Raw genomic sequence first — 17,424 nt, 5'->3', positions numbered from 1 at the left:
TTAAAAGATGTAATGCATGTGAAATAATCATACAAATAGCTTGTTATTTGTATAATAAAATTACTTTTTAATCAAAATTTTGTTCATTGATGCTAACAAATCAGACTGAAAGATTGAATTTTGCCTCAACTAAAAACATTCCTGATTATCCAGATTTTCTAGATGTTCAGGTTAAATCGTTTAAAGATTTTTTTCAATTAGAAACTAAATCAGACGAAAGAGGTGACGAAGGGCTTTACAATACCTTCATGGAGAATTTTCCAATTACTGATACGAGAAATAATTTCGTATTAGAATTCCTTGATTACTTTGTAGACCCACCACGTTATACAATTCAAGAATGTATAGAAAGAGGTCTTACCTATAGTGTACCTTTAAAAGCTAGGTTAAAACTATATTGTACCGACCCAGAACACGAAGATTTTGAAACGATTGTTCAAGATGTTTATTTAGGAACAATTCCTTATATGACACCAAGTGGTACTTTTGTAATCAATGGTGCTGAGCGTGTAGTTGTATCTCAATTACATCGTTCGCCTGGAGTTTTCTTTGGTCAATCATTCCATGCCAATGGGACAAAATTGTATTCTGCGAGAGTAATTCCGTTTAAAGGTTCTTGGATTGAATTTTCTACAGATATCAATAGTGTAATGTATGCTTATATTGATAGAAAGAAAAAACTTCCTGTAACAACTTTATTCAGAGCTATTGGTTTTGAAAGAGATAAGGATATTCTTGAAATTTTTGATCTTGCTGAAGAAATTAAGGTTTCGAAAACAGGTCTTAAAAAATATATCGGTAGAAAATTAGCGGCACGTGTATTGAATACATGGCATGAAGATTTTGTTGATGAAGATACTGGTGAGGTAGTTTCTATCGAACGTAACGAAATAATCCTTGATAGAGATACAATTATCGATAAAGATAATGTAGAAGAGATCATTGATTCTAACGTTAAATCTATTTTGTTACACAAAGAAGATGCAAATCAAGGTGATTATGCGATCATTCATAATACCTTACAAAAAGACCCAACAAACTCTGAAAAAGAGGCTGTTGAGCATATCTACAGACAATTACGTAACGCTGAACCGCCTGATGAGGAAACCGCTCGTGGTATCATTGATAAATTATTTTTCTCTGATCAACGTTATAACTTAGGTGAAGTAGGTCGTTATAGAATTAATAAAAAATTAGGTTTAGATACCCCAATGGAAAAGCAAGTCTTGACCAAAGAGGATATCATCACTATTGTTAAATATTTGATTGAATTAATCAACTCAAAAGCTGAGATTGATGATATTGATCACTTATCTAATCGTCGTGTAAGAACAGTTGGAGAGCAATTGTCTCAACAATTTGGTGTTGGTTTAGCTCGTATGGCTAGAACCATTCGTGAGAGAATGAACGTTAGAGATAATGAGGTGTTTACACCGATAGATTTGATTAATGCTAAAACATTATCATCTGTAATCAACTCTTTCTTTGGAACAAACCAGTTGTCTCAGTTTATGGATCAAACAAATCCATTAGCAGAGATTACGCACAAGAGAAGATTATCTGCACTAGGACCAGGTGGACTTTCGAGAGAGAGAGCTGGTTTTGAGGTACGTGACGTTCACTATACGCATTACGGACGTTTATGTCCAATTGAAACTCCAGAGGGACCAAACATTGGTTTGATTTCATCTCTTGGTGTTTATGCTAAAGTAAACGGAATGGGTTTCATTGAAACACCTTACCGTAAAGTAACTAACGGAGTTGTAGATTTAGAGTCTACTCCAGTTTACTTAAGTGCTGAAGAAGAAGAAGGTATGTTGATTGCACAAGCAAACATTCAAATGGATGCTGCTGGTAAAATTACTGCTGAGGATGTTATTGCTCGTCAAGAAGGTGATTTCCCAGTAATTGAGCCTTCAAAAGTTGATTATACTGACGTTGCGCCTAACCAGATTGCATCAATTTCTGCATCTTTGATTCCTTTCTTGGAACATGATGATGCGAACAGAGCCTTGATGGGATCTAACATGATGCGTCAGGCGGTTCCTTTGATTCGTCCTGAAGCTCCAATTGTAGGTACAGGTTTAGAGCGTCAAGTTGCTTCTGATTCTAGAGTGTTGATAAATGCTGAAGGTGATGGAGTTATTGAGTACGTTGATGCTAATATAATCACTATCAAATACGATCGTTCTGAGGAAGAAAGAATGGTTAGTTTTGAACCAGATGAAAAAACATATAATTTAATTAAATTTAGAAAAACCAACCAAGGTACAAGTATCAACCTTAAACCTATCGTAAGAAAAGGGGATAGAGTTGTTGCTGGTCAAGTACTATCGGAAGGTTACGCAACTCAAAATGGAGAGTTAGCTCTTGGACGTAACTTGAAAGTGGCGTTTATGCCTTGGAAAGGTTACAATTTTGAGGATGCGATTGTAATTTCTGAAAAAGTAGTTCGTGACGATATTTTTACTTCTATCCACGTTGATGATTATTCATTAGAGGTTAGAGATACTAAATTAGGTAACGAAGAATTAACGAATGATATTCCTAACGTTTCTGAAGAAGCTACTAAAGATTTGGATGAAAACGGTATGATTAGAATTGGTGCCGAGGTAAAACCTGGTGACATTCTTATCGGAAAGATTACTCCAAAAGGAGAATCAGATCCTACGCCGGAAGAGAAATTGCTTCGTGCAATCTTCGGGGACAAAGCAGGTGATGTTAAAGATGCTTCTTTGAAAGCTTCTCCTTCTTTACATGGTGTTGTTTTAGACAAGAAATTGTTTGCAAGAGCGGTAAAAGATAAGCGTAAACGTACACAAGACAAGGATGCTTTAGGTGCACTTGAAATGGAGTTTGAAGTGAAATTTGTTGAATTGAAAGACAAATTAGTTGAAAAACTTTTCTTGATCGTTAACGGAAAAACATCTCAAGGTGTAATGAATGATTTGGGTGAAGAAGTTTTACCAAAAGGTAAAAAATATACTCAAAAAATGCTTTATGCAGTAGAGGATTTTGCTCACTTAAGTAAAGGTCAATGGGTAGCTGATGATGCTACTAATACTATGGTTAATGATTTAATTCATAACTATAAAATTAAATTGAACGACTTACAAGGTGCATTACGTAGAGAGAAATTCACGATTACTGTTGGAGATGAATTGCCAGCAGGAATTTTGAAATTAGCTAAAGTATACATCGCGAAAAAACGTAAGTTAAAAGTGGGTGATAAAATGGCGGGTCGTCACGGTAACAAAGGTATTGTTGCTCGTATCGTGCGTCATGAAGATATGCCTTTCCTTGAAGATGGAACACCAGTTGATATCGTGTTGAACCCACTTGGGGTACCTTCTCGTATGAACATTGGTCAGATTTATGAAACGGTATTAGGATGGGCTGGTATGAACTTGGGTAGAAAATTTGCTACACCAATTTTTGATGGAGCATCTTTAGACGAAATCAATGCTTTAACTGATGAAGCTGGAGTACCTCGTTTTGGTCATACGCATTTGTATGATGGTGGTACTGGAGAGCGTTTCCACCAAGCTGCAACTGTAGGTGTTATCTATATGTTGAAATTAGGTCACATGGTTGATGACAAGATGCACGCACGTTCTATCGGGCCGTACTCTTTAATCACTCAACAACCACTTGGAGGTAAAGCTCAATTTGGAGGTCAACGTTTTGGAGAGATGGAGGTTTGGGCACTTGAGGCTTATGGAGCTTCTAGTACACTTCGTGAAATCTTGACAGTGAAATCTGACGACGTAATTGGTAGAGCTAAAACGTACGAGGCAATCGTTAAAGGAGAGTCTATGCCAGAACCAGGATTACCTGAATCATTCAATGTATTGATGCATGAATTGAAAGGTCTTGGACTTGATATTCGTTTAGAAGAATAAATAAATTTTGTCAACTGTAGAGATGCGATTAATCGCATCTCTACTTTGGCTTTTATATAAGTTTTTAGGATTTAGACCCGTAACCCGTTCCGATTTTTTATAAAAACTCTTAGATTTTTATAATTAGCACTTCAAAATAAAGAGGTTTGAAGTTTAGAGAAGTAACCCGAGGTAGTGTTTAAGTCAAAAGTTTGAAAGTCAAAAGTAAATAGTCATTCGTGACTTTAAAACTTTATGACATTTGACTTTAGACTAAAATCAAATCAATTTTTTAATTGCAAATAAATCAATAGTAAAAACTATGATGAATAATAGAAATAACAACAATAAAGATAAAAACCCTGTAAAAAGGTTTAATAAAATCTCAATCGGTCTTGCATCACCTGAATCTATCTTGAAAGAATCAAGAGGAGAGGTTTTAAAACCGGAAACAATCAACTACAGAACGCACAAACCAGAGCGTGACGGATTATTTTGCGAAAGAATTTTCGGACCTGTAAAGGATTTTGAATGTGCTTGTGGTAAATATAAAAGAATACGTTACAAAGGGATTATCTGTGATCGTTGTGGTGTAGAAGTTACTGAGAAAAAAGTACGTAGAGATAGAGTAGGTCACATCAATTTGGTTGTGCCAATTGCTCACATCTGGTATTTCCGTTCTTTACCAAACAAAATTGGTTATATACTTGGTCTTCCATCTAAGAAATTAGATATGATTATTTACTACGAAAGATACGTAGTAATCCAAGCGGGTATTGCTAAAAATCCTGATGGGGAATCATTACAAAGATTAGATTTCTTAACCGAAGAAGAGTATTTGAATATTTTAGATACACTTCCTGCAGACAACCAATATTTAGATGATTTTGATCCTAATAAATTTGTTGCCAAAATGGGAGCAGAGTGTATTATGGATTTGTTAGCAAGAATTGATCTTGATGCATTGTCTTACTCATTAAGACATAGCGCTAACAATGAAACATCTAAACAACGTAAAACTGAAGCTTTAAAAAGATTACAAGTAGTTGAATCTTTCCGTGAGTCTAACTTAAACCGCGAAAACCGTCCTGAGTGGATGATTATGAAAGTGGTACCAGTTATTCCACCAGAATTGCGTCCGCTTGTGCCACTTGATGGAGGTCGTTTTGCAACTTCAGATTTAAATGATTTATACCGTCGTGTAATCATCCGTAACAACCGTTTGAAAAGATTAATGGAAATCAAAGCTCCAGAAGTTATCTTGAGAAACGAGAAACGTATGTTGCAAGAATCTGTAGATTCATTATTTGACAACACGCGTAAAGCATCTGCTGTTAAAACCGAATCAAACAGACCATTGAAATCACTTTCTGACTCGTTAAAAGGTAAGCAAGGTCGTTTCCGTCAAAACTTATTGGGTAAACGTGTGGATTATTCTGCTCGTTCGGTAATTGTTGTTGGACCTGAATTAAAATTATCAGAGTGCGGTATTCCTAAGGATATGGCAGCTGAATTGTACAAACCTTTTGTGATTCGTAAATTAATCGAAAGAGGAATTGTAAAAACAGTTAAATCTGCTAAAAAAATAATTGATAAAAAAGAGCCTGTAGTTTGGGATATCCTTGAAAATGTAATCAAAGGTCACCCAATCTTGCTAAACCGTGCTCCTACTTTGCACAGACTAGGTATTCAAGCATTCCAACCAAAATTAATTGAAGGAAAAGCAATCCAATTGCACCCTTTAGTTTGTACGGCATTTAATGCGGATTTTGATGGGGATCAAATGGCGGTACACTTACCATTAGGACCAGAGGCTATCTTAGAGGCTCAGTTATTAATGTTAGGTTCGCACAACATCTTGAACCCTGCAAATGGTGCTCCAATTACGGTACCATCTCAGGATATGGTCTTGGGTCTATATTATATGACCAAAGAACGTTTGTCAACTCCTGAAATGAAAATTTTAGGTGAAGGAATTACTTTTTATTCTGCAGAAGAGGTAAATATCGCTTTGAATGAAGGTAGAGTAGAGTTGAATGCTCGTGTTAAAATTAGAGCAAAAGATTTTAACGAAGCAGGTGAATTAGTATACAAAGTTATTCAAACTACTGCTGGACGTGTATTGTTTAACGAGGTTGTTCCTGAAGCAGCTGGTTATATCAATGACGTATTGACAAAGAAAAACTTAAGAGATATTATTGGACACGTTTTAAGCTGTACAGATGTTCCTACAACTGCTGCTTTCTTGGACAATATGAAAGATATGGGATATAAATTTGCCTTCAAAGGTGGTTTATCATTCTCATTAGGAGATATTAGAATTCCAGATCAAAAGCCTCAGTTAATTGCTGATGCAAGAGAGCAAGTTCAAGGTATTTCTGCAAATTATAACATGGGTCTTATTACCAATAACGAACGTTACAACCAAGTTATTGATGTTTGGACTTCTGCTAATGCGCAGTTAACGGAGTTAGCAATGAAAAACATTAGAGAAGATCAGCAAGGATTTAACTCTGTTTACATGATGCTTGACTCTGGAGCGAGGGGTTCTAAGGAACAAATTCGTCAGTTAACTGGTATGCGTGGTTTGATGGCTAAGCCTAAAAAATCTACTGCTGGTGGTGGTGAAATTATTGAAAACCCAATTCTTTCTAACTTTAAAGAAGGTCTTTCGATTCTTGAGTACTTTATCTCTACTCACGGTGCTCGTAAAGGTCTTGCGGATACCGCTCTTAAGACAGCCGATGCTGGATACTTGACTCGTAGATTACATGACGTTTCACAAGACGTAATTGTAAACATCGATGATTGTGGTACTTTAAGAGGTGTTGAAGTTTCAGCATTGAAAAAGAACGAAGAAATTGTAGAATCATTAGGAGAGAGAATCTTAGGACGTGTAGTTTTACAAGATTTAATAAATCCTTTGACAAGTGAGGTAATAGTTCGTTCAGGTGAGCAAATCACCGAAGCGATTATGAAAGTTATAGATGCTTCTCCTATCGAGAAAGTTGAAGTTCGTTCTCCATTGACATGTGAGGCTCTAAAAGGAATTTGTGCTAAGTGCTACGGTCGTAACCTAGCAACTGGTAAAATGACACAAAGAGGTGAAGCAGTTGGTGTAATTGCAGCACAATCTATTGGAGAACCAGGAACACAGTTGACATTACGTACTTTCCACGTTGGAGGGGTTGCGGGTGGTATATCTGAAGAATCAAGTATCATCACTAAATTTGCTGGTAAACTTGAAATCGAAGATCTTAAAACTGTTAAAGGTGAAGATAGCGAAGGAAATTCAGTTGATATCGTTGTTTCTCGTTCTACAGAATTAAAGTTAATTGACGAAAGAACAGGTATTTTATTAAGTACCAATAACATTCCTTACGGTTCTAGTATTTTTGTTGCAGATGGTCAATCTGTTGCAAAAGGGGATGTGATTTGTAAATGGGATCCATATAACGGAGTTATTGTTTCTGAGTTTACTGGTAAAATTGCTTACGAAGATTTAGAGCAAGGACAATCGTTCATGGTTGAGATCGATGAGCAAACTGGTTTCCAAGAAAAAGTAATTTCTGAATCAAGAGCTAAAAAATTAATTCCAACATTATTGGTTTACGGTAAAGATGGAGAATTAATTCGTTCTTACAACTTACCAGTTGGAGCCCACTTGATGGTTGAAAACGGTGAGAAAATTAAAGCAGGTAAAGTATTGGTAAAAATTCCACGTCGTTCTTCTAAATCAGGAGATATTACCGGAGGTTTACCAAGAATTACAGAGTTGTTAGAAGCTCGTAATCCATCTAATCCAGCTGTAGTTTCTGAAATTGATGGTGTAGTTTCTTTTGGAAAAATCAAAAGAGGTAACCGCGAAATTGTTATCGAATCTAAATTCGGAGATGTTCGTAAATACCTAGTTAAATTATCAAGTCAAATTCTTGTTCAAGAAAATGACTTCGTAAGAGCAGGTGTACCATTGTCTGACGGAGCAATTACTCCAGATGATATTTTAAGAATTCAAGGTCCAGCTGCTGTACAACAGTACTTGGTAAATGAAATTCAAGAAGTATACCGTTTACAAGGTGTAAAAATTAACGACAAACATTTCGAGGTTGTTATTCGTCAAATGATGCGTAAGGTAAGAGTACAAGATCCAGGTGATACTTTATTCTTAGAAGATCAATTGATTCATACTAAAGATTTCATCGTTCAAAACGATAAGTTATACGGTATGAAAGTCGTAGAAGATGCTGGAGATTCAGCTGTATTAAAAGAAGGACAAATCATTACGCCTCGTGAGTTGCGTGACGAAAACTCTTTATTGAAACGTACAGATAAAAATCTAGTAGTAGCTCGTGATGTGGTAACTGCAACAGCAACACCAGTATTACAGGGTATTACAAGAGCGTCGTTACAAACTAAATCATTCATCTCTGCGGCATCGTTCCAGGAAACTACTAAAGTATTAAATGAAGCTGCAGTTGCAGGTAAAATTGATTACTTAGAAGGATTGAAAGAAAATGTAATTGTAGGTCACAGAATCCCAGCCGGTACAGGTATGAGAGAGTACGATCACACAATTGTAGGTTCAAAAGATGATTACAATGATATGATGGCTAATAAAGAGGAGTATATCTATTAAGGTTTTAGTGCCTAGTCCTTAGTGATTTTCATAGAGTTTAATCACTGAGGACTAATGTACTAAACACTAAATACTAAAAATATGAAAGATCAACAACAAGAGCAAATTAATATAGAACTAGATGAAGTAACTGCTGAAGGAATTTATTCTAATTTAGCAATTATCAACCATTCTTCTTCAGAATTTGTTTTAGATTTTGTTAGTATTATGCCTGGAATTCCAAAAGCGAAGGTGAAGTCAAGAATTGTCTTGACGCCACAGCACGCTAAAAGATTATTAAAGGCTATTGGGGAAAACATTCATCGATTTGAAATTGCCCATGGCGAAATCAAAGACACGGAACAGTTGCCCATACCGCTCAACTTTGGCCCAGCCGGTCAAGCATAAATTTCTAAAGCTCCAGTATTTAACTGGAGCTTTTTTTTAGGGTATAATCATGTAAATTGATTTGAATTTTAAGTTGTTAAATTGATATTACTAAAAGGAAATCCATGTGTTTAAAATGTTAATATTGTACACTTTAATATTAAATTTGCGCTTTAATCGACTATAATGGCGCTTTATCGAAAATGTTTTTTACGACTAAACAAATGATATACTTTTGTTTCGGATTTGAGTATCTACTCACTGAAAAAAAAATATTATTATTTATGAAATATATCGGATCTATAGATTACAATAAATTAGCATTGAAATGTTTCTTGTTTTTAGCTTTTGTATTGTTCTCAAATGTTTCTTTAGCTCAAACTTCATCTACACTAGTTGAAAACAATCCTGTTGAAAGTGTTGTTACAAAAAATGAAAGTGCTGCTAAAACTAATACTACTAATAATGTAAATTTTGTTCTTTGGTTTATGGGTACAAAGCAAGATACAAAAACAAATACTTCTGTTGAAGAGACCACTACAAAAAAGCAAATTATCATATCAGGTACTGCTCCTAATAGAATTTTAATTAAAACCTTCTTGAAAAAAGCAATTAATTCAGATGTTATGGTGGCTTAAAAATATAAAAACAAAAAAACGCTAATTGAAAGATTAGCGTTTTTTTTGATATTTATGTCCCGTCCTGAAATAGCGATACGCAAAAACAATCGTTATGGAAGAATACACGAATTATGTAAAGCGCACCCAGCGAGATTACAGCATGTCCTTAAAACTTCAAATCGTTAGAGAAGTTGAGCAAGGTAGTTCATCAATTACCCAAATTAGAAAACAATATGGCATTCAAAGCCATGCTACAGTTCTGGGCTGGTTACGAAAATTTGGTAACTTTGATTGGGAAAACCAACCCCCTTTGAATATGGCAAAGTCACCCGAACAAAAAATTATGGAACTTGAAGTCCAAGTCAAGCTATTAGAAAAACAAAAGGCTCTTTTAGAACGACAAGCTTACGTTGCAGATAAAAAAGCAATCTTGTTTGACATGATGATTGATTTAGCTGAGAAAGAATATCATATAGATATCCGAAAAAACTCTGCACCCGAACAATCGCCCGCTTTAGAGCAAAAGAACAAAAAACAGTAGCGTTTACCTGTTATTTGTTCGGGATAGACAGACAGGTTTATTATCGAAAGACTAGAAGAATAGCATCCAAACAAAACAAAGCCAAAGAAGTGATTTTGATGGTGAATAATATCAGGAAGACAATGCCTAGAATAGGTACTCGAAAACTATATTATCTTTTGTTTGATAAACTTCAATTAATGAAAATTGGAAGAGATAAGTTCTTTGATATACTCAGAGCCAATCATTTATTGATACATCCTAAACGAAGTTATCATGTAACGACTAACTCACATCATCGATTTAATAAACATCAAAATCGAATTCTAGATTTAGAAATTAACAGACCAGAGCAAGTTTGGGTCTCTGATATAACCTATATAGGAAAAAGAGATAATCCTTGCTATTTAAGCTTAGTCACAGATGCTTATTCTAAAAAGATTATGGGATATTATGTTGCCGATAACATGAACACAGAAAGCAGTTTGAAGGCTTTTAAAATGGCTCTTAAACACAGAAACAACAAAAACTTACCATTGATACATCATTCAGACAGAGGGATTCAATATTGTGCTAATGACTACCAAATGCAACTTAATAAAAATAAAATTCTATGCAGTATGACACAAAACTCTGACCCTTATGAAAATGCAGTGGCAGAAAGGATCAATGGTATTTTAAAACAGGAATTTAGGATTGACAAATACAATCAAAAAGCAGAAATCATGCAAAAAATTGTAAAAGAAGCTATTGATATCTATAATGAAATCAGACCTCATTATTCTAATTACATGCTTACTCCAAATCAGATGCATCACCAAAACAAAATTAAAATGAGAACCTATAAAACAAAAAACAGTAGCAAACCAGAGCTTGCTACTGTCTAAAATTGTACTTTTATTTTTTATTAATCCTGTATCACTTTTTCAGGACTAGACATTATTTAGATTGGAACTATTCAAATTCTGACGTAAAAAATAATTTCACATTTGGATATTTATTTTGCGTCATTTGGATTGTAAAATCAGAATCTGCTAGAAATACCAATTGTCCGTATTTATCATGCGCTAAGAATTTTTGTTTGATCCTTCTGAACTCTTTAAATTCTTCACTTTTTGGATCATTTGGTTTAACCCAGCAGGCTTTGTGAACAGGAAAATTTTCATACGTGCATTTGGCTCCATATTCATGTTCCAAACGGTATTGAATTACCTCATATTGTAATGCACCCACTGTTCCAATGATTTTTCTGTTATTCATTTCTAGTGTAAACAATTGCGCTACTCCTTCATCCATTAACTGATCAATTCCTTTGTCCAGCTGTTTGGCTTTCATAGGGTCAGCGTTATTGATGTATCTAAAGTGTTCAGGCGAAAAACTTGGAATTCCTTTAAAGCTCATTAATTCTCCTTCGGTCAGTGTATCACCAATTTTAAAGTTTCCTGTGTCATGAAGTCCAACAATATCTCCTGGATAAGAGATGTCTACAATTTCTTTTTTTTCAGCAAAAAAGGCGTTAGGACTAGAGAATTTTAAATTTTTCTTTTGGCGAACGTGATAATACGGTTTGTTTCTTTCAAAAGTACCCGACACGATTTTAATAAATGCTAGTCGGTCTCGATGTTTTGGATCCATATTGGCATGGATTTTAAATACAAAACCAGACATTTTTTGTTCTTCTGGATCAACTATCCTTGTTTCGGAGTCTTTAGGTCTTGGCGAAGGTGCAATTTCTACAAAGCAGTCAAGTAATTCTCTAACACCAAAATTGTTTAATGCTGATCCAAAAAAAACGGGTTGTAGTTTTCCGTCTAAATAATCTTGTCTGTCAAATTTTGGATACACTTCGTCAATTAACTCTAATTCTTCTCTAAGTTTATCGGCTGGTTTTTGACCAATTATTTTTTCAAGCTCAGGACTTTGTACATCTGAGAAAGCAATAGTTTCTTCGATGTTTTTTCTACTATCTCCACTAAATAAATTGATATTTTGTTCCCAAAGATTATAAATTCCTTGAAAGTCATATCCCATCCCAATAGGGAAACTCAAAGGTGTTACAGTAAGTCCAAGTTTTTGTTCTACTTCGTCCATTAAGTCGAAAGCATCTTTTCCTTCTCTATCTAATTTATTTATAAATACAATAATTGGAATTTTGCGCATTCTACAAACTGCTACAAGCTTCTCAGTTTGTTCCTCTACACCTTTAGCCACGTCAATTACCACAATTACACTATCAACTGCTGTTAAAGTTCTAAAAGTGTCTTCAGCAAAATCCTTATGTCCAGGTGTATCAAGTATGTTTATTTTCTTGTCTTGGTAATTAAATGCAAGTACAGAGGTAGATACAGAAATCCCTCTTTGGCGTTCAATTTCCATAAAGTCACTCGTTGCCCCTTTCTTTATTTTATTATTTTTTACGGCACCTGCTTCTTGAATTGCTCCTCCAAAAAGAAGTAATTTTTCAGTCAATGTCGTTTTTCCAGCATCAGGATGTGAGATAATCCCGAAAGTTCTTCTGCGTTGTATTTCTTCTAAAAAGCCCATATGTATATCAATAGTTTGCAAAAGTACTATTTATATACGCTATTTGAAAATTTGATCTGTTTAAAAGGTATTTTCGTATTGTGTAAACGTTTCCAAATAAAAGAGGCTGCCTAAAAAAGACAGCCTTAAAGAAAAATTATTACATGTTGATGGACCAAACAGAATATCCATTAGGAGGACATTGTATTTTTACCCATTTGTCAGCTTGAGTTGTTGGGTACCAGCCAGAGTTGCCTGTAAAATCTTTTATTTGTGCATTAGACCAGTTAGTTTGTATCCAGCGCTCTTGCCAGTTTGAAGAGTTGTTGATGTAAACGACTAATCCTGGATTGCCATTATAGCCGTTTCTTCTCGCTATGTATTCATCATTATCTGTGTATAAAATAGAAGTGTTTCCGGTTGCTTTGTTGTTGTGAATCCAAATTAGATTATTCAATTTGGTTTTATTTAGCCACTCTTCATAATCGCGGTAAAAAATAGTTGGATATCCTTCATGCGTTAAAATGTAGGCGTAAGCCAATTCCTTTTTCCAAATTTCATCAGTATCATGATTCGCAACAAAAGTAACCGCTTTGTACGGATTTCTTTTCCACATCATATCATCATTCAAAACATTTAGATTATTGCCATCAAAAGCATCATTCATTTTATAGTAGCAAGCAAAGTCAAAAACAGAGCTATTTGCGTTATTTGCCCAGTCATTAAGTAAATTTACATTAGAATCCCATAGTTCACCTACAGAAAATCCGCCAACATTAGCATTCCAATCTTTAACGACCCAAGCACCAAAACCTTTTACGTAATCAAATCTCCAGCCGTCAAATTTCATGGTGTTTTTATAAAATTTACCCACACCATCTGCTCTTTTCCAAAGCCAATCTTGTACATTAGGAGCTACGTGAGCAAGATCTGGAAAACCACCAAAAATACCTTCGTCATTATTCCCAAAAGCGTTTTTGTAAAAGTCAGCGCTTGTTCGTTTAAATTTCCCTGATGCAACACCCGTAAAGTTAGTGTAGGTTTGTGTTCCTGTGAAAGGATTGTTTTCTAATTGACCGCCACTATTATGATTGAGGACCATGTCAGCATATACTTGCATGTTTTCGGCGTGTACTTTTGTAATCAAACTTTCTAATTCGGTTTTAGAGCCAAAACGTGTTTCAACAGTTCCGTTTTGATTAAAATTACCAAAATCAAAATAGTCAGTAGGGTCATATCCCATAGAGAATGGTCCATTTTGGGCTTTTGATACAGGAGGTAGCCAGATTGAGCCAATACCAGCGTTTGACCAAGCCGTAATTTTTGAGTTTACTACATTCCACCATGTTCCGCCGGCAGGTACATCCCAGTAAAAAGCTTGCATCATGACGCCTCCACCCGGATTTGAAACATATCTTCCAGAAGGGATGTTAGTTTGTTTCCCAGTGCTAAAAGGTTTTCCGTCATGTTTAGTAACTTGAATGATTTTAAACTGAGATGCTTGTTCTATGGCATCTTTTTGCAATTCGTCTGATGTGGAACAAGCGTTTAAACTTAAAAAAAGCGATGCGATGGCACAGGTTTTTAATACGTGTTTTTTCATAATAATTTTGGTTAATCGTTTTAGTTAGAATTGGGTCACTGTTATCATTCTTTGAGAAAGAAACTTATAGATTAAGAAAACTGTATTTATTATTTATATCTAAATTTTATGGTAATAAATAAGCGGTTTTTTAATTTTATTATGTTTTATTTTCTTAAATTGATAATAATAGCTAATTTAATTATTATTTAGAGCGATGATAATTAGTTAAATTTATATTCACTCCGAAAACGATGTAGTGTTTACAACTTTGCAGTTTAAAAGTTAAAAAATGAGAATTTTAAGATTTAATTGTAAGCAAGAATTTCGAAAATAAAGCAGAAAAAACATTTTCAATGTTTTTATTTAGAGGATTTTTAAAGAATATATAAGATATCGTGAGAGGGAATTTATGTCACAAGGTTTGAACTTTAATAAATTTCTTTAAAATATTAGAGATTACTTGCGCTATAATTTTTTGTTAATAGTAGTAGGTATACTTGTATAATGTAATTGAATTGTTATTTTTGTTCGTTTTTAAAAATATAAGACAACTAGATGACGTTTTTAAAGTAAATATTTCAACTTTAGAATGTTATCCTCCAATTAGAAATAGCGTAAAATAGTTTCTATTTGATGACTTTGTTTTAAAAGAACCTATTTAAATACAAATTAAATTAATGCCAATAAATTCAATACCAATGAAGTCCAATAATAATAGAATTACACTTACTGTTTTGTTTTTAATGTTTATGAGTGTAGTTGTGAACGCACAAGAAATTATTAAGGATTCCGTAATTGCCCCTGTAAAAAAAGTAAAGTCAACTGGTAAGCAGAAAGTTGATGGTGTTGTAGCAACCGTAGGGGATTATATCATCTTAGACTCAGATATAGATAAAACGTATTTAGAAATTCAAGCTGGCGGAGGTAATGCTTCGGAATATGATCGTTGTCAAATGCTAGGGAAACTGCTAGAGGACAAGTTATATGCGCATCAAGCAGTTCAGGATAGTATTATTGTGACCGATGCTGAGGTTAAAGGTATGATGGAAGAACGATTGAATTACATGGTAGACAAAATTGGGTCTATGGAAAAAGTGGTTCAATATTATAAAAAAGATTCTGAGGAAGAATTTAGAACTTATTTTGCTGATATCTTAAAGGAAGGAAAACTTACTTCGGAAATGCAAAAAAAGATTATTGATGCTGTAGAAATTACTCCAGAAGAGGTTCGAAATTATTTTAAACAAATACCAGCGGCTGATTTGCCATTTTTTGGTGTAGAACTTGAAGTAGCACAAATTGTGGTTATGCCAAAAGTTTCTGCAGAAGACAAACAAAAAGTCATTGACAAACTCAATGGGTTTAAAAAAGAAGTAGAGGAAGGGGCTAGTTTTTCAACAAAGGCAGTTTTGTATACGCAAGATCCAGCTTCTAAGTCAACTGGAGGGTATTATAAAATGAATCGGTCAACTCCATTTGTAAAAGAGTTTAAAGAAGTGGCATTCAGTTTAGAAGAAGGAGAAGTGTCAGCTCCATTCGAAACGGTTTTTGGGTACCACATTATTCTAGTAGAAAAAATTAAAGGACAGGAGAGAGAGATTCGTCATATATTATTGTCTCCTACTGTAACAGAGCAGTCTTTGAAGGAAGCTAAAGAATTGATAACTTTAATTAAAAAAAGAATAGAGGAAAAGGACATCACTTTTGCGGAAGCTGCAAGAACTTTATCTGATGAAAAAGAAACAAGAGCAAATGGCGGTGCTTTAATCAATCCACAAACACAAGATACTCGTTTTGAGTTGACTAAAATGGATCCTTCTTTTTACAGCCAAGTTTCAAATTTAAAAGAAAATGAAGTTTCTGCACCTATTTTAGATCAAAGTGAAGAAGGTAAAAAAAGTTATAAAATTATTACGGTTACCAATAGAATTGATGAGCATACAGCAGATTATGCTAAGGATTACATCAAAATTAAAGACTTAGCGTTAAAACAAAAACGAATCACTGAAATAGGAAAATGGTTTGATGAAAAAATCAAAGAGACCTACATCAAGATTCAGGGGGAATATAGAGATTGTAAATTCACGAACAATTGGTTAAAAAAATAGACTTATTTTTAGGGTTTAAAACTTAAAAAATTTCTGTAAATAAATAAAAAGAGTTAGTTTTATGCTTGCATTAACTAGCTCTTTTTTAATTTAAAAAATATATACATGTCAGATGTTGCAGCAATACATAATTTAGTTCAAAAACGAAATGAATTAAAAAAAGAAATCGCAAAAATTATTGTAGGACAAGATGCTGTTGTCGATCAAATATTACTTTGTATTTTTTCAGGTGGACATGCTTTATTAGTGGGTGTTCCTGGATTAGCAAAAACACTTATGGTGAATACGCTGGCTCAGGCTTTAGGGCTTGAGTTTAAGAGAATCCAATTTACTCCAGATTTAATGCCATCGGATATTTTAGGAAGTGAAATTTTAGATGAAAGCAGACAATTCAAATTCATAAAAGGACCTATTTTTTCGAATATTGTTCTAGCAGATGAGATTAACCGAACACCTCCTAAAACGCAAGCAGCTTTGCTTGAGGCTATGCAAGAAAGATCTGTTACAATTGCTGGGAATAATTACAAATTGAATTTGCCCTATTTTGTTTTGGCAACTCAAAACCCAATTGAGCAGGAAGGTACCTATCCTTTGCCCGAAGCGCAACTGGATCGTTTTATGTTTGCTATAAAACTTGAGTATCCAAGTTTTAAAGAGGAAGTGCAAGTGGTAAAGCAAACTACATCTAATGAGAAAGTAGTTGTAAATTCACTATTTACTGCACAAGAGATTATTGATTTTCAAGAATTGATTCGCAGAATTCCAGTTGCGGACAATGTTATAGAATATGCGGTGCGCTTGGTGAGTAAAACGCGTCCAGATAATTCCTTGTCAAATGAATTTGTGAAAAATTATTTAGATTGGGGAGCAGGACCCAGAGCCTCTCAAAATTTGATTTTGGCTGCCAAAGCCAATGCTGCTTTTAATGGAAAATTTTCTCCAGACATAGAAGATGTTCAAGCCGTGGCAACCGGAATTTTGAGACACCGAATCATTAAAAATTATAAAGCAGATGCCGAAGGAATAACTGAAGAAATGATTATCGAGAAGCTATTATAACGTTGTAGTTGGCTTATTTAGAAAGGTTCTTTGTTGTAAAAGCAACAATGAACCTTTTTTTATTTGGGTCCAAATTCAAGGATTGCTAAAAACGGCTTTTTTAAATACCAAATAAATAAAATTTCA

10 protein-coding genes are annotated in these 17,424 nt (G+C 34.4%); 8 read left to right on the top strand and 2 right to left on the bottom strand.

Going from position 1 to position 17,424, the window contains the following annotated elements; all coding sequences use genetic code 11:
• Positions 1–89: 89 nt before the first annotated feature.
• The 6 genes from rpoB (at position 90) to LQ189_RS11770 (ending at position 10,910) form a co-directional block, all read left to right on the top strand.
• The gene (rpoB, locus tag LQ189_RS11795) at positions 90–3,902 is read left to right on the top strand and encodes a DNA-directed RNA polymerase subunit beta (protein ID WP_086455275.1); all 3,813 of its coding nucleotides are present in this window, start codon (positions 90–92) and stop codon (positions 3,900–3,902) included.
• Between the two features lie 301 nt (positions 3,903–4,203).
• Positions 4,204–8,517: a DNA-directed RNA polymerase subunit beta' gene (gene rpoC / locus LQ189_RS11790; protein ID WP_230157334.1), complete on the top strand. Its 4,314-nt coding sequence runs from the start codon at positions 4,204–4,206 to the stop codon at positions 8,515–8,517.
• A gap of 81 nt (positions 8,518–8,598) precedes the next feature.
• Positions 8,599–8,904: a DUF3467 domain-containing protein gene (locus LQ189_RS11785; protein ID WP_086455114.1), complete on the top strand. Its 306-nt coding sequence runs from the start codon at positions 8,599–8,601 to the stop codon at positions 8,902–8,904.
• 263 nt (positions 8,905–9,167) lie between these two features.
• Positions 9,168–9,521 (top strand): hypothetical protein, encoded by a 354-nt coding sequence (locus LQ189_RS11780; RefSeq protein ID WP_230157332.1) that lies wholly within the window; start codon positions 9,168–9,170, stop codon positions 9,519–9,521.
• 94 nt (positions 9,522–9,615) lie between these two features.
• Entirely contained in the window at positions 9,616–10,044 is a 429-nt protein-coding gene (locus tag LQ189_RS11775; protein WP_230153925.1) for a hypothetical protein, read from the top strand.
• 14 nt (positions 10,045–10,058) lie between these two features.
• The gene (locus LQ189_RS11770) at positions 10,059–10,910 is read left to right on the top strand and encodes an IS3 family transposase (RefSeq protein WP_221917391.1); all 852 of its coding nucleotides are present in this window, start codon (positions 10,059–10,061) and stop codon (positions 10,908–10,910) included.
• A 67-nt stretch (positions 10,911–10,977) separates the two neighbouring features.
• Here the strand turns inward: LQ189_RS11770 and LQ189_RS11765 are convergent, their stop codons facing one another.
• Positions 10,978–12,567, bottom strand: a complete 1,590-nt coding sequence (locus LQ189_RS11765) for a peptide chain release factor 3 (protein ID WP_230158669.1) — start codon at positions 12,565–12,567, stop codon at positions 10,978–10,980.
• 139 nt (positions 12,568–12,706) lie between these two features.
• A complete protein-coding gene (locus LQ189_RS11760) occupies positions 12,707–14,149 on the bottom strand; it encodes an alpha-amylase (RefSeq protein WP_086455398.1) in 1,443 nt (480 codons plus the stop codon).
• 680 nt (positions 14,150–14,829) lie between these two features.
• Here LQ189_RS11760 and LQ189_RS11755 point away from each other — a divergent pair.
• Together LQ189_RS11755 and LQ189_RS11750 are read left to right on the top strand one after the other, a co-directional pair.
• Positions 14,830–16,239: a peptidylprolyl isomerase gene (locus LQ189_RS11755; protein ID WP_370634851.1), complete on the top strand. Its 1,410-nt coding sequence runs from the start codon at positions 14,830–14,832 to the stop codon at positions 16,237–16,239.
• A 105-nt stretch (positions 16,240–16,344) separates the two neighbouring features.
• The gene (locus tag LQ189_RS11750) at positions 16,345–17,298 is read left to right on the top strand and encodes a MoxR family ATPase (protein ID WP_230157322.1); all 954 of its coding nucleotides are present in this window, start codon (positions 16,345–16,347) and stop codon (positions 17,296–17,298) included.
• The last annotated feature ends 126 nt before the right edge of the window (positions 17,299–17,424 follow it).

This window comes from Flavobacterium sp. CECT 9288, assembly GCF_918731615.1.
GTDB lineage: Bacteria > Bacteroidota > Bacteroidia > Flavobacteriales > Flavobacteriaceae > Flavobacterium.
This window is presented reverse-complemented; position numbering and strand designations above follow the sequence as displayed.

Excerpts from the sequence above, each read along its gene's own strand:
- rpoB (WP_086455275.1), top strand. The coding sequence starts at position 90 with ATGCTAACAAATCAGACTGAAAGATTGAATTTTGCCTCAACTAAAAAC.
- rpoC (WP_230157334.1), top strand. The coding sequence starts at position 4,204 with ATGATGAATAATAGAAATAACAACAATAAAGATAAAAACCCTGTAAAA.
- LQ189_RS11785 (WP_086455114.1), top strand. The coding sequence starts at position 8,599 with ATGAAAGATCAACAACAAGAGCAAATTAATATAGAACTAGATGAAGTA.
- LQ189_RS11780 (WP_230157332.1), top strand. The coding sequence starts at position 9,168 with ATGAAATATATCGGATCTATAGATTACAATAAATTAGCATTGAAATGT.
- LQ189_RS11775 (WP_230153925.1), top strand. The coding sequence starts at position 9,616 with ATGGAAGAATACACGAATTATGTAAAGCGCACCCAGCGAGATTACAGC.
- LQ189_RS11765 (WP_230158669.1), bottom strand. The coding sequence starts at position 12,567 with ATGGGCTTTTTAGAAGAAATACAACGCAGAAGAACTTTCGGGATTATC.
- LQ189_RS11760 (WP_086455398.1), bottom strand. The coding sequence starts at position 14,149 with ATGAAAAAACACGTATTAAAAACCTGTGCCATCGCATCGCTTTTTTTA.
- LQ189_RS11755 (WP_370634851.1), top strand. The coding sequence starts at position 14,830 with ATGAAGTCCAATAATAATAGAATTACACTTACTGTTTTGTTTTTAATG.
- LQ189_RS11750 (WP_230157322.1), top strand. The coding sequence starts at position 16,345 with ATGTCAGATGTTGCAGCAATACATAATTTAGTTCAAAAACGAAATGAA.